The organism is Streptosporangium sp. NPDC006013, assembly GCF_040614275.1.
In the GTDB taxonomy this organism is placed as follows: Bacteria; Actinomycetota; Actinomycetes; order Streptosporangiales; family Streptosporangiaceae; genus Streptosporangium.
Genome location: NZ_JBEXUE010000319.1, coordinates 1 through 11,892 on the forward strand (window position 1 = coordinate 1; position 11,892 = coordinate 11,892).

At 68.5% G+C, this 11,892-nt stretch carries 14 protein-coding genes and 1 pseudogene; 9 read left to right on the plus strand and 6 right to left on the minus strand.

All coding sequences use genetic code 11. The features are described 5' to 3' along the window. The first annotated feature begins 609 nt into the window (after positions 1-609). The 3 genes from ABZ260_RS35160 to ABZ260_RS35170 all read left to right on the plus strand — a co-directional run bounded on the left by ABZ260_RS35160 (position 610) and on the right by ABZ260_RS35170 (position 2,390). Entirely contained in the window at positions 610-972 is a 363-nt protein-coding gene (locus tag ABZ260_RS35160; RefSeq protein WP_189143089.1) for a nuclear transport factor 2 family protein, read from the plus strand. A gap of 573 nt (positions 973-1,545) precedes the next feature. Then, a complete protein-coding gene (locus ABZ260_RS35165; RefSeq protein WP_355626283.1) occupies positions 1,546-1,983 on the plus strand; it encodes a hypothetical protein in 438 nt (145 codons plus the stop codon). A gap of 233 nt (positions 1,984-2,216) precedes the next feature. Then, the gene (locus ABZ260_RS35170; protein ID WP_355626285.1) at positions 2,217-2,390 is read left to right on the plus strand and encodes a hypothetical protein; all 174 of its coding nucleotides are present in this window, start codon (positions 2,217-2,219) and stop codon (positions 2,388-2,390) included. Between the two features lie 369 nt (positions 2,391-2,759). On the opposite strand, the gene ABZ260_RS35175 is transcribed toward ABZ260_RS35170, so the two are convergent. From ABZ260_RS35175 to ABZ260_RS35195, 5 genes are read right to left on the minus strand one after another with little or no spacing between them, the layout of a single operon-like run. Then, a complete protein-coding gene (locus ABZ260_RS35175) occupies positions 2,760-3,527 on the minus strand; it encodes a glucose 1-dehydrogenase (RefSeq protein WP_355626287.1) in 768 nt (255 codons plus the stop codon). A 46-nt stretch (positions 3,528-3,573) separates the two neighbouring features. Then, the gene (locus ABZ260_RS35180; RefSeq protein ID WP_355626289.1) at positions 3,574-3,930 is read right to left on the minus strand and encodes a cyclophilin-like fold protein; all 357 of its coding nucleotides are present in this window, start codon (positions 3,928-3,930) and stop codon (positions 3,574-3,576) included. 16 nt (positions 3,931-3,946) lie between these two features. After that, on the minus strand, positions 3,947-4,969 hold the full coding sequence (locus ABZ260_RS35185; RefSeq protein WP_355626291.1) for a zinc-dependent alcohol dehydrogenase family protein: 1,023 nt from the start codon (positions 4,967-4,969) through the stop codon (positions 3,947-3,949). A 32-nt stretch (positions 4,970-5,001) separates the two neighbouring features. Continuing rightward, positions 5,002-5,403, minus strand: coding sequence for a cupin domain-containing protein (locus ABZ260_RS35190; RefSeq protein WP_355626293.1), 402 nt, complete (start codon positions 5,401-5,403; stop codon positions 5,002-5,004). A gap of 6 nt (positions 5,404-5,409) precedes the next feature. Then, positions 5,410-5,658: a carboxymuconolactone decarboxylase family protein gene (locus ABZ260_RS35195; RefSeq protein WP_355626295.1), complete on the minus strand. Its 249-nt coding sequence runs from the start codon at positions 5,656-5,658 to the stop codon at positions 5,410-5,412. 302 nt (positions 5,659-5,960) lie between these two features. Here ABZ260_RS35195 and ABZ260_RS35200 point away from each other — a divergent pair, with 302 nt between their 5' ends. Beyond that, positions 5,961-6,875: a helix-turn-helix transcriptional regulator gene (locus tag ABZ260_RS35200; RefSeq protein WP_355626297.1), complete on the plus strand. Its 915-nt coding sequence runs from the start codon at positions 5,961-5,963 to the stop codon at positions 6,873-6,875. A 139-nt stretch (positions 6,876-7,014) separates the two neighbouring features. Continuing rightward, positions 7,015-7,575 (plus strand): cyclophilin-like fold protein, encoded by a 561-nt coding sequence (locus ABZ260_RS35205; RefSeq protein WP_355626299.1) that lies wholly within the window; start codon positions 7,015-7,017, stop codon positions 7,573-7,575. A gap of 80 nt (positions 7,576-7,655) precedes the next feature. Here the strand turns inward: ABZ260_RS35205 and ABZ260_RS35210 are convergent. Then, a pseudogene (locus tag ABZ260_RS35210) lies at positions 7,656-8,564 on the minus strand (helix-turn-helix transcriptional regulator). 254 nt (positions 8,565-8,818) lie between these two features. On the opposite strand from ABZ260_RS35210, the gene ABZ260_RS35215 reads away from it, so the two are divergent. From ABZ260_RS35215 to ABZ260_RS35230, 4 genes are all read left to right on the plus strand, one after another. Then, a complete protein-coding gene (locus ABZ260_RS35215; RefSeq protein ID WP_355626301.1) occupies positions 8,819-9,667 on the plus strand; it encodes an aldo/keto reductase in 849 nt (282 codons plus the stop codon). 164 nt (positions 9,668-9,831) lie between these two features. Beyond that, complete coding sequence (locus tag ABZ260_RS35220) at positions 9,832-10,368, plus strand: flavodoxin (RefSeq protein ID WP_355626303.1); 537 nt, start codon at positions 9,832-9,834, stop codon at positions 10,366-10,368. Positions 10,369-10,480: 112 nt separating this feature from the next. Further along, a complete protein-coding gene (locus tag ABZ260_RS35225; protein WP_355626305.1) occupies positions 10,481-11,467 on the plus strand; it encodes an aldo/keto reductase in 987 nt (328 codons plus the stop codon). 195 nt (positions 11,468-11,662) lie between these two features. Then, positions 11,663-11,892: hypothetical protein (locus tag ABZ260_RS35230; RefSeq protein ID WP_355626307.1), on the plus strand; the 230-nt coding region annotated here is incomplete at its 3' end.

The following is an 11,892-nucleotide window of genomic DNA, read 5'->3' on the forward strand; positions in this document are numbered from 1 at the left end:
GAGCGCGGTACACGCCCTGATGCTCGTCGGGTCGGGCGCTCTGGGGCGGGAACTGGAGGCCCTGCGCGGACGAGTTCTTGAGGACGATCCCCGATTTGGTGCCTAGCCCTGCTGGGCTTTGGAGATCGGTTCGCATTCCTTGCCATGCCGGGCTCATCGCCATCAGGAGGACGCAGCCGGGCCAAGATCCCGTCCGCTTACCGCATCGCATGCTGCGCCTTTTCTGGGCGTGTAGGGTCTCAGTCTTCGTGACATCTTGATCTTGCGTGACCTGCGGGTTTCCGCACTGTCTCACTGATGTGGTGAGCCGCTTGTCTCACGATCATGGCGGTTTCCTCACCTGCGGGGACTGATGGTCAGGATCGGTCGATCGACGGGGTGCTCGTCGAGGATGTAGCGGATGTGCTCGCTCGTGGTTCCGCAGCCTGTGGCGAACTCGCGACGGTCTGATTTCCCGGGCCGCCGCGCACCACTTCAACGGCCTGTCGGGAAGCCTTCTAAACCCGACACCCACTCACCGACGATCGGAGTCCCTGGATCGGACTGCAAAGATCAGCCGAGCGTGAACGTCCTGGCGCGGATACGGCGCTGGCTGGGAGGGTGGACCTCATGATGGAGGACTTGCGGGACGCCGAGCGCCGACTCCAGGCCGCGCAGCTCGCTGGAGATGTCGAGGCGCTGGATCGGCTGCTGGATGATCGGCTGATCTTTACCTTCGGTGCGAACGTTGCGACCAAGGCGGACGACCTGGAGCTGCACCGCACTCGGGCGCAGGTGGTGACGAGGGTGGCCGAGGAGGAGTTGACCGTGCTCGCCGATGGGCGCACCGGGGTGACGTGGTTTCTCGGCACCGTCGAAGGGACCGTCTCCGGTGCGCCGTTCGCGGCCAGGATGCGCTACACCCGTACTTGGCTATACGGCGAGACGCACGGCTGGCGAATCATCGCCGTGCACGCCAGCACGACCGATTGACATAGCCGACACGTTGTCCGACGACCGGCCAGCCGGATGGTCGCCGGCGAGGTTCGACCGCCCCCGGGGGGGCGGGCCGACGCTGGAAGCCAGGCTATCCCGGCAAGACCAAGGACTGGATCTTGGTATCCCAGCTCCGGCCCATGCACGAAAGGATCAAAGCCAGAGGGATCAGAGACACCCTCTCACAGAAAGGCTGTCTCACCGATCTGGCACATGTGCCAGATCGGCGCCAAGATCGTTGAGATTATGCGAAGATCGTTGAGACCCTACAGGGCGACCTCAGAGCCCTACACCACACATCGGGTTGTCCCGCCACTTGTCGGCAGCTCTGATGTAGCCGTGAACCACTGGGGACTTCTCCGACCAACGGTCATGCCGGGCGATAGCCGACATCGAGGCGCCCGCCTTCGCCGCCGTCGCTCCTCCGGCCCGTAGCGAGTGTGCGGTGTAGGTGTGCGCGTCCTTGGGCCCTGCCCTCTCCGCTGCGCGTCGCACGATCTGGTTGAGCCCGTCGCCAGACATCCGGCCGGTGCCACGCATGGTCGCTTCCGGCGTGCCAGACAAACGCCCGTGCCGATCGATGGCGCGCAGCACAGGCCCCTCGGCCACGCCGTGGGCCCAATATGGCCAGCCACGAATGGATCAAAGGATCCCGACTTCCTTGCCCCTGGAGAAGTCCGCATCCTCTGGTACGTCACCACGGACAACTACTACGGCACGGGCTCCGGCCAGCACGGCGTGTTGGAAGGAGCCCCGTTCAGGCCAGCCCACCCTAAGTATGGGCCAGACGAGAACTTCCTGTCCTTCTTCACGCACCCGGTCCATCCATCTACTGGGGAGCGGCTCAACTTCCTTCGGCTCCCGGTCCTCGATGGGCAGTGGAACGAGAGTTGCGGCGATAAGGGCGGTTTCATCCAGGAAGTGTTGGGCTGGAAGCCAGCCCCCTTGCTGCCGAAGGTGAACGTTCAGCTTTTCGCCAAAGCCGCAGGCGTCTACTGGCCAAAGTAAGCATGCGGGCGGGAAGCCTGCATACCACTCTCAGCGCCGCCTCTGCCCGTCCATGCGGAATCATGCGGGCTTAAGCCTGGAGCTCGTCCGAACAGGACGGGCTCCAGGAGGTCATCAGGGCCGGAGGTCCAGTCATCAGGGGGTACCTTCCTCGTCGCCAGCGCTCGCCTGCAGGCTCTCGGCTTGGGCTGTCTCGGGACTCGGCCAGCATGTGGCCCACGGAGTCGTTCTTCATGTTCGACGACGATGAGGTCACCGTGGAACTGGTGTCGGGGCATCTGACGATCACACAGCCCCACGAGATCGCCATGTACGGCAAGGTGTTCACGAAGATGGCGGAGCTCGCGGTGTACGGCAAGGCGGCCCGCAACCTCATCACGTCGGCGGTGGCCGCCCTGGACGACTGACTGGCCCCTGCTGTGCAAGGCAATGTCCCGCCGCCTGGACGCTGGACGACGGGGCGTTTCCTAGCGGCTCCCCCGCTAGGTCTAGCGGGCCCGCTAGCGGTCATACAGGTGTTTGACCTGCGGCCTAGCTGTCTAGCGGACCTCTTCAGGGAACCCTCTCAGGGCCGTAGGGAGGGGCCACGTGTTGGGCGCGAAGAAGATGTCAGTGGAAACGCGGACATGATGTCAGCAAGCGTCTGGGCGCGCGGTTGTCGCTGATCGCCTATGACAACATCAACTTCCTGGGCTGCCACGCCTTCTCCCGCGCCGATGTCACCAGCGGCCTGCGCGCCCGCCGCCGACACGGTGACCGCTGAGTTGCCGGGTGGGTCAGCGGGCTACGTAGCCGCCGTCGACGGGCAGTGCGACGCCGATGACGAAGCCCGCTCCGGGACTGCACAGCCACAGCACGGCCTGGGCGATCTCCTCGGCGGTGCCGAGCCGGTTGATGGGCTGGTTCGCCTCGGCTTCGGCCAGGTTGAGCTCGCCTTTGGCGATCATGTCGGTGACCATCGGGGTGTCGATGGTGCCGGGGCAGACCACGTTGATACGGACCCCGCGCGGGGCGTACTCCAGGGCGGCGCTGGTGGTCAGCCCGATGACGCCGTGCTTGGAGGCGTGGTAGGAGGCGCGGCCGGGGATGCCGACCAGGCCGCCGAGGGAGGAGCAGTTGACGATGGCGCCGCTGCCCTGGGCGCGCATGTGCCGCAGCTCGTGCTTCATGGAGGCCCAGACTCCGCGCAGGTTGATGGCGTTGACCCGGTCGAAGACCTCGACCGGCTCGTCGGCGGCGTCGCTGGGCGGGATCTGGATGCCGGCGTTGTTGTAGGCCATGTCGAGGCGGCCGAAGGTCGCGACCGTTTGGTCGACGGCGGCGGCGACTTGGTCTTCGTCGGTGACGTCGCACGCGATGGCGAGCACCTGGTGGCCGGCGTCGGCGAGTTCCTTGGCGGCGAGGTTCAGGGCGGCTTCGTTGATGTCGGTGAGGGCGACGGCCGCCCCAGATTCGGCGAAGGCATGGGCGGTGGCCAGGCCCATCCCGGAGCTTGCTCCGGTGACGAAGGCGGCCTGGCCGGTGAAGTCGTAGGTGGGGTTCATCTCGTTCTCTCCTGGCAGGGATGGTCAGGCCGACCCGAAAGACCGGCTAAGGGTTGTGAAGGTCGACGTGCACGGGGTTTTGTTCGAGGAGCTCCATCTGGTCCATGCCGGACTCGATGCTGCCGAGGGTGATGACGTCGTCGTCGTGCTTGCCGTCGGCGCGGTAGACGAAGCCGATGTTGCCCCACGGGACGTAGTAGATGAGGGCGCCGTCGCGGGTCGCGCTGCCCTGGGAGCCTTGGGTGGTGAGGCGTTCGGGCAGGGTGCTGATCTTCTCCTTGCCGGCGAAGTCCTCGAAGGTGAGGGTGAGCGGCAGCTGGGCGAGCAGGTCCTGGGTGGTGGGGTTGTCGGTCGTGGTGACGATGATCTCCGCGTCCGGGGTGGAGAACCGTAGGCGTGGCATGGTGTCTCCTTCGTGGTCAGGGCAGCAGGAGGGCCTTGATGGCGCGGCGTTCGTCCATCGCGCGGTAGGCCTCGGCGGCCTGGTCCAGCGGAACGGTGAGGTCGAAGACCTGGCCGGGGTCGATCTGCCGGTTCCAGATGAGGTCGATCAGTTCCGGCAGGTACTGGCGGACCGGGGCGGGGCCGCCGTGCAGGTGGACGAGGGAGAAGAACAGCTCGTCGCCCGGCAGCGAGACGTCGTGGGAGACGCCGACGAAACCCATGTGACCGCCGGGGCGGGTGGAGCCGATGGCCTGCGTCATCGACTCCTGAGTGCCGACCGCCTCCACGACGCTGTGCGCGCCCAGGCCGCCGGTGAGCTCCTTGATCCGGGCCACCCCTTCGTCGCCGCGTTCGGTCACGATGTCGGTGGCGCCGAAGCGGCGGGCCAGGTCCTGGCGGGCGGCGTGCCGACTCATCACGATGATGCGCTCGGCGCCGAGCTGCCTGGCGGCCAGCACCGCGCACAGCCCAACCGCGCCGTCGCCGACCACGGCGACCGTCTTGCCGGGCCCGGCCTGGGCGGCGACGGTGGCGAACCAGCCGGTGCCCAGCACGTCGGAGGCGGCCAGCAGGCTCGGGACCAGGTCAGCATCCGGCATGCCGGGGGTGGCGACCAGGGTGCCGTCGGCGAGCGGGATCCGCGCGTACTCGGCCTGCGTACCGATCGTGCCCATCAGCAGCCGGTGGATACAGGCGCTCTGGTAGCCCGACCGGCAGATCTCGCAGGTGTTGTCCGAGGCCCAGAACGAGCCGACCACGAACTGGCCCGGCCGGATCGTGCTGACCTGGCTGCCGACCTCCTCCACGACGCCAACGTACTCGTGCCCCATCGCGACCGGCCCGTCGAGCTTCTCCACCCCGCGGTAGGGCCACAGGTCGGATCCGCACACGCAGGCGGCGGTCACGCGGATGATCGCGTCGGTGGGTTCGATGATCGTCGGGTCGGGGCGGTCCTCGACTCGGACATCGCCCGGGGCGTGCAGAACTACTCCGCGCATGATGGGTTCCCTTCGGTGCGGTCTTGGTGGTCTCAGTGGCGGGTGCCGGAGCGTGTCGCGCCGTAGTCGGCGTCACTGACGTGCTCCAGCCAGGTGGTGTCGTCGCCCTCCCACAAAGCCAGGTGGATCATGAAGCGATCGGGAGTGGCGCCGTGCCAGTGCTCCTCACCCGGCGGGGTGTACACGATGTCGCCTGGATGGGCCTCGATCAGGTGCCCGCCACGTGACTGGATCAGCGCGATGCCCTCCACGATGTAGAGGGTCTGGCCGAGCCCGTGGGAGTGCCAGGCTGTGCGGGCGCCCGGCGCGAAGTGGACCACATTCGCGCGCGCCCGCGACGGCTCCTCGCCCCGGTAGATCACATCCCACCAGGCATCCCCGGTGAACATCTCCGCCGGGGCCTTACTGGTAGGCGGCTGCTTGATCAGTTGCATGGCCGGTCAGCTTCCCTCTTCGATGATCTTCTTCAGCTGGGTCATGGCGGTCATCGCGTTCGGCCAGCCGGCGTAGAAGGCCAGATGGGTGATCGCGTGCTTGAGCTCCTCGGTGCTCAATCCGTTGTCCAGGGCCGTCTTGAGATGGAAAGGCAACTCGTTGCCCCGGTACAGCGCGACCAGCGCGGCCACAGTCACCAGGCTCCGGTCGCGCCGTGACAGGCCCTCATCCGGCCACACCTCGCCGAACAGCACATCGTCGGTAGATGTACCAACTGCGGCGCGAAATCCCCGAACATGGCCTGCGCGCCAGAGGGCTTGTCCTCCGACATTGGCATCTCCTCCTTCAGTCGCCCTGTTTCCGCCAACCGGTCCGGCCACTTGTGCCGCAGAGAGAAGATGGCCTGCTCCACGGCGTTCTTTTGCCTGGCCGGCGCCACCTTTCGCCGGTGGTCGCTGTCCAGGAAACCCGGTGCGTCGCACGCGCGGGAGGTCGCGCTTATCAGGGGACAACCTCAACCCCCTTCGGGCTGCGGACCCTCCCTACAGTGGGAAAGGTGGACAACCGAGACGAGATCCGCGACTTCCTCGCCACCCGCCGCGCGAAGATCACCCCGCAGCAGGCCGGGTTAGCGCCCGGGGTGCGCCGCCGGGTGCCGGGCCTGCGCCGCGAGGAAGTCGCCGTCCTGGCCGGGGTGAGCACCGACTGGTACACCCGTCTGGAGAAGGGCCACATCAGCGGCGTGTCCGAGAACGTCCTTGACGCCGTCGCCCGCGCGCTCCAGCTCGACGACGCCGAACTCGCCCACCTGTTCGACCTGGCCCGCGCCGCCAGCGCTCGGCCCCGCACCCGCCGCCAGGCGGCGAAGGTGCGGCCCGGGCTGCAGCGGATGCTGGATGCGATGACGGATGCCCCGGCGCTCATCCGCAACGGCCGCATGGACCTGATGGCCGTCAACCGGCTCGGCCGTGCCATGTACTGGCCCGTCTACCAGCAGCGGCGCCCCGGCGCGAGCGGCCCGGCCAACATCGCGCGCTTCCAGTTCCTCGCCCCGGACGGCGCCGCCTTCTACCCGAACTGGGATCTCGCGGCCGACACCACGGTCGCGCTGCTGCGCACCGAGGCCGGGCGTGACCCGTTCAACGCCGACCTCACCCAGCTGATCGGGGAGTTGTCCACCCGCAGCGACGACTTCCGCGCCCGCTGGGCCCGGCACGACGTCCGCCTGCATCACGCGGGCAGCAAGACCTTCCACCACCCGGCCGTCGGCGACCTCACCCTCGACTACGAGTCGATGGACCTGCACGCCGACCCCGGCCTCAACCTCACCGTCTACACCGCCGCCCCGGACACCCCTGCGCACGACGCCCTGCGTCTGCTCGCCAGCTGGGCCGCCACGCTAGACGCCGCCGGTGACATCGACACCGCCTCCTCCCGCCTGCCGTACGAGGGGCCTCTAGCCCAGGACTGACGGGGCAGCCCGTCGCCCCGCGGCCTCCCTCAGCGGACCGACCGCGTGTGGGGCTGACTCTGCCGTGCCTGCAATCAGGCGCGACGAGTGGTTCAGCGATCAGCTGCCGTTGACCATTTGAACGGAAAGGACCATGCCCGTGCTCACCAAGACCCTGATCGCCGGGTCGCTCGCGCTCCTGCTCGCCCTCACCAGCTGCGCCGCCACCGGCCCGGCACCTGCGGCTTCCGGGCCGAGCGCTCCGGCATCCACGCTCCCTGCCTCCTCACCCGCTTCCTCCCTGTCGGCCTCTGCTGACGCGGCGGGCACCCCGAACGCCAGCCCGGACCGCCAGGTCGAGGGCAGCGTCGTGCGCTTCACCGCGCGCGGCGTCTCCGTGGACGTGGTCATCGGTGCCGACAACGCCACCACCCGCGACTTCCTGTCGATGCTCCCGTTGACTCTGACGTTGGAGGAGTTCAGCGGCCGCGAGAAGATCGGCTACCTGCCGCGCAAACTCGATACCACCGACTCGCCGGAATCGGACCCGGAAGACGGCGACCTCATCTACTTCGCGCCGTGGGGCAACCTCGGCTTCTACTACAACACCGACGGCATCGGCCACTCCGACCAGGTCATCCACCTGGGCACCTACCAGGCCACCGTCGAACAGCTGATCACGCTTCAGGGCGGCGATGTCACCGTGACCTTTGCCAGCTGATCTCTTCATTAAACGATCGTTTCTTGAAGATCGGCGGCCGGTCGATCAGGCTTGACCGGCCGCCGACGGGTGGACAGCCATCACGGCCGCTGTTGAGTGTGCTCCGAACCGGTGGAAGGCCCGGGGGCCGCATGGGGGGCGGTCATGTCCAGCAGGAGCAGTGCGTCGTAGTCCGGGCTGCCGGGTTCGGCGACGTAAACGCCCAGCCGCTGGCCAGGGGTGCCTTCCAGGTCCATGGACTGGGGGGTGAGGGTGAGGGTGCCGACCTGGGGGTGGTGAAAGGCTTTGTGGGTGTAGGGGCGGCCGGTCACCTCGTAGCGTTCCCACAGCCTGGCGAAGTCCGGGCTCTTCACGACCAGTTCGCCCACCAGGCTGGCCAGGTCGGGCGCGTCGGGCGCCAGTCCGGCCTGGGCGCGCAGCCGGGCCACGCAGCCGCGGACCTGGGTGTCCCAGCCGGGGAACAGGTCGCGGGCGGCGGGGTGCAGAAACAGGTAGCGGGCCAGGTTACGCTGTGTGACCGGTCACTCCTCCAGCCCGGCGTACAGAGCCAGCCCGCCGGGGTTGCCCGCCAGGAAGTCCATGCTGCGGCTGACGACGTAGGCCGGGAAAGGGCGCAGCGTTTCCAGCAACAGCTTCAGGTGAGGCCGCACCGTGCGGCTGGGCGGCGGAGGCTCGGGCGCGTAGCGGGCGGCGAGCGCGGCCAGCTCACGCAGGTGCCGGTGCTCGCTCGCGTCCAGGCCCAGCGCGCGGGCCAGGGCGTCGAGCACGGACGGGCTGGGCCGGGTCTCCTTGCCGCGCTCCAGGCGCACGTAGTAGTCGATGCTGATCCCCGCCAGCGTGGCCACTTCCTCGCGGCGCAGCCCGGGGGTACGGCGCAGCCCTTGCCCGGCGGTCAGGCCGGCCTGCTCCGGGCTGGTCTGCCTGCGGCGGGCCTGTAGAAAGCGCCCCAGCTCCGGGCCGGTCGCATCCGAGGCGTGCTGATGTGCCATGTTCTCCAGTGTCACACCGGGCCGTCCTGCGTGGCGCCGGCGTGGGGGGCCCTGTCATTACCCCGAACACCCCGGTCTCCCGCAGACCCCGGAAGGGCGGCAGGCTGGAGACGAAGCCGAGCACTCGATGCTGGCGGCTCGCCTCCGAGACACCCGACCGAACCTGGAATCACAGCATGGTTACCGTGAGTGAATACCGGCGATGGGGCATCCAGAGCGACTCACTTCAGACAAATCGATCGTAGGGACAGCCCATGCAGACCGTCACCCTGAACAACGGGCTGGAGATGCCGATCCTGGGATTCGGCGTCTTCCAGATCCCGCCGGAGGAGACCGAGAAGGCCGTCACCGACGCGCTGGCCGCCGGGTACCGCAAGTTCGACACCGCCTCGGCCTACCAGAACGAGGAGGCCGTCGGCCGCGCCCTGGCCGGCAGCGGTATTCCGCGCCAGGACCTGTTCGTCACCACCAAGCTGTGGGTCCAGGACAACCCGGCCGAGGAGCACACCCGGCGCGCGTTCGAGGCGTCCCTGTCCAGGCTCGCCCTGGACTACCTCGACCTGTACCTGATCCACCAGCCCTTCGGTGACGTCTACGGTCAGTGGCGCGCGATGCAGGACCTGCACGCGCAGGGCCTGATCAAGGCGATCGGGGTGTCCAACTTCTACCCCGACCGGCTGATCGACCTCATCGACCACAACGAGACGGCGCCCGCGGTCAACCAGGTTGAGGTCAACCCGTTCTTCCAGCGCGCCGACTACCAGCGGCTGATGAGCGAGCGCGGCGTCCAGACCGAGTCGTGGGGCCCGTTCGCGGCCGGGAAGAACAACCTGTTCACCGACCCGGTGCTGACCGGGATCGGCCAGGCGCACGGCAAGTCGGTGGCCCAAGTCGTGCTGCGCTGGCTCATCCAGCGAGGTGTCGCGGTGAACGCCAAGTCCGCCGACCCCGGCCGGATGGCGGCCAACCTGGAGGTGTTCGACTTCGACCTCACCGGCGAGCAGATGGCGGCCATCGCCGCGCTGGACACCGGCGCCTCGCTGTACTTCGACCACCGCGACCCCGAGACCGTCACCTGGCTCGGCAACCGCCGCATCGACTGACCCGTCTCATGAGATCACCGCAGGCCGCCGCGATGGGGCGACGCTCGCTCCTACACGGCGCACTCCTCACGGGAACGGCCATACTCACCGGATGTTCCACAGCCCCACCGAGATCCACCGGCCGCCAGTCGGCGTCCCCCACGCCGGCGGGGACAGGCAGGGCGGTGCTGCTGGCCTACTTCTCCCGGCCGGGCGAGAACTACTTCAACGGCGGCCGCCGCGACCTCGAGGTCGGCAACACCGAGGTGCTGGCCCAGACGATCAGCAGGCTCCTGCGGTGCGACGTCTACCGCATCGAGGCCGCCGACCCCTACCCGTTCAGCTACGACCAGACTGTCGAACGCAACGTCCGAGAACAGCAGGGCGACGCGCGCCCGGTGATCGCCAAGCCGCTGCCGGCGATCGAGCGCTACGACACGGTGCTGCTGGGCAGCCCGATCTGGAGTGTCCGCGCGCCCATGATCATGGCCACGTTCACCGAAGGTCTCGACTTCCGCGGCAAGACCGTCGTCCCGTTCACCACCCACGCCATGAGCGGGTTGGGCACCACCGCTCGCGACTACGCCGCCTCATGCCCCGGCGCGAGCATCGCCGAAGGCCTCGCCTTACGCGGCGAGCAAGTCGGCGACGCCGCTGCGGAGGTCCAGGCATGGCTGGGACGCCTTGGCCTGCTGCCCTCGCCGGGCGGCACCAGCAGCTGAAGCCAAGCCGCTGAGGCCCAGGCGAGCGACGCGCGTGCGGAAAATCATCACCAGCGGCGCCGTCGTGGGGTCGCCGGTCAGTGGCAGCTTGATTGACTCCCAGGAGGTAGCAGTGCATACCAGGACGTTGGGTCAGGGCTTGCGGGTGTCGGCCGTGGGGCTGGGCTGCATGGGCATGTCGCAGAGCTACGGCCCCAACCCGGGCAGCCGACAGGACATGATCGGCGTGATCCGGTCGGCGGTGGAGGCCGGAGTGACCTTCTTCGACACCGCCGAGGTCTACGGCCCCTACGTCAACGAGGAACTCGTCGGTGAGGCGATCGGCCCGATCCGCGATCGGGTGCAGGTGGCCACCAAGTTCGGCTGGGACATCGCCGACGGTAAGATGATCGGCTTGAACTCCCGGCCCGAGCAGATCCGCAAGGTCGCCGAGGCGAGCTTGCGGCGCCTGGGCGTGGACGTGATCGACCTTTTCTACCAGCACCGGGTCGACCCGGACGTGCCGATCGAAGAGGTCGCCGGCACGGTGGGCGACCTGGTGCGGGCGGGCAAGGTCCGGCATTTCGGCCTGTCGGAGGTCGGGGCCGCGACACTGCGGAAGGCGCACGCCGTGTTCCCGGTCACCGCGGTGCAGTCGGAGTACTCGCTGTGGACGCGTGATCCCGAACCGCAGGTGCTGCCCGCCTGCGCGGAGCTGGGGATCGGGTTCGTGCCGTTCAGCCCGCTCGGCAAGGGCTTCCTGACCGGTTCGGTGAGCGCCCAGGCGTCTTTCGCCGACGGCGACATCCGGGCCACCATTCCACGCTTCGACGCCGACAACCTGGCCGCCAACCAGGTCCTGGTGGGTCGCGTCCGCGCCCTGGCCGACGCCAAGGGCGCGACGCCGGGACAACTGGCTCTGGCGTGGCTGCTGGCCCAGCAGCCGTGGATCGTCCCGATCCCGGGCACCCGCCGCATCTCCCGCCTGCGGGAGAACGCCGACGCGACCACGATCGGGCTGTCGGCCGACGAGCGGGCCGACCTCGACGCGCTGGCGGCCACCGTGGGGGTGGCAGGCGATCGGTACGGGCAGGCGCACATGAACCTCGTCGGGCACTGACCCCGTTCGAGGTACGGCTCGGCGTCGGCAGCGTTCGCGGGTGGGGAGTCTCCCCGGCCCGCCCGAAAGCCGAGGACCGTACCTTGCTTGCTACGGTCCGTTTGGGCGGGTTTCTGCCGCTGGGCGACCGGCGGGCGACCCTGCCCGTGACGAGCCGCGGGAGTGTGCCGAGCGCCGTGGGCCGAAAGGAGCGCTATGGCCGTCGATCGTGAACGCCGGGCCGCCACCGTGGCGCGGTTACGCACTCTCCGCGAGGCAGGCTCCCTGGCTTCGGCCCACGTGCGCCTGGCCGCGGCCGAGCAACGCCTCGGCCGCGCGCACGTACTGCCTCAGAGGCGGCTGGGGCGTGATGAGCTGGCGGAGATCACGCACAGGCTTGGAGACATGGTGCGAGTTCTCTCGAATGCTGACCCGATCCGGAAGGC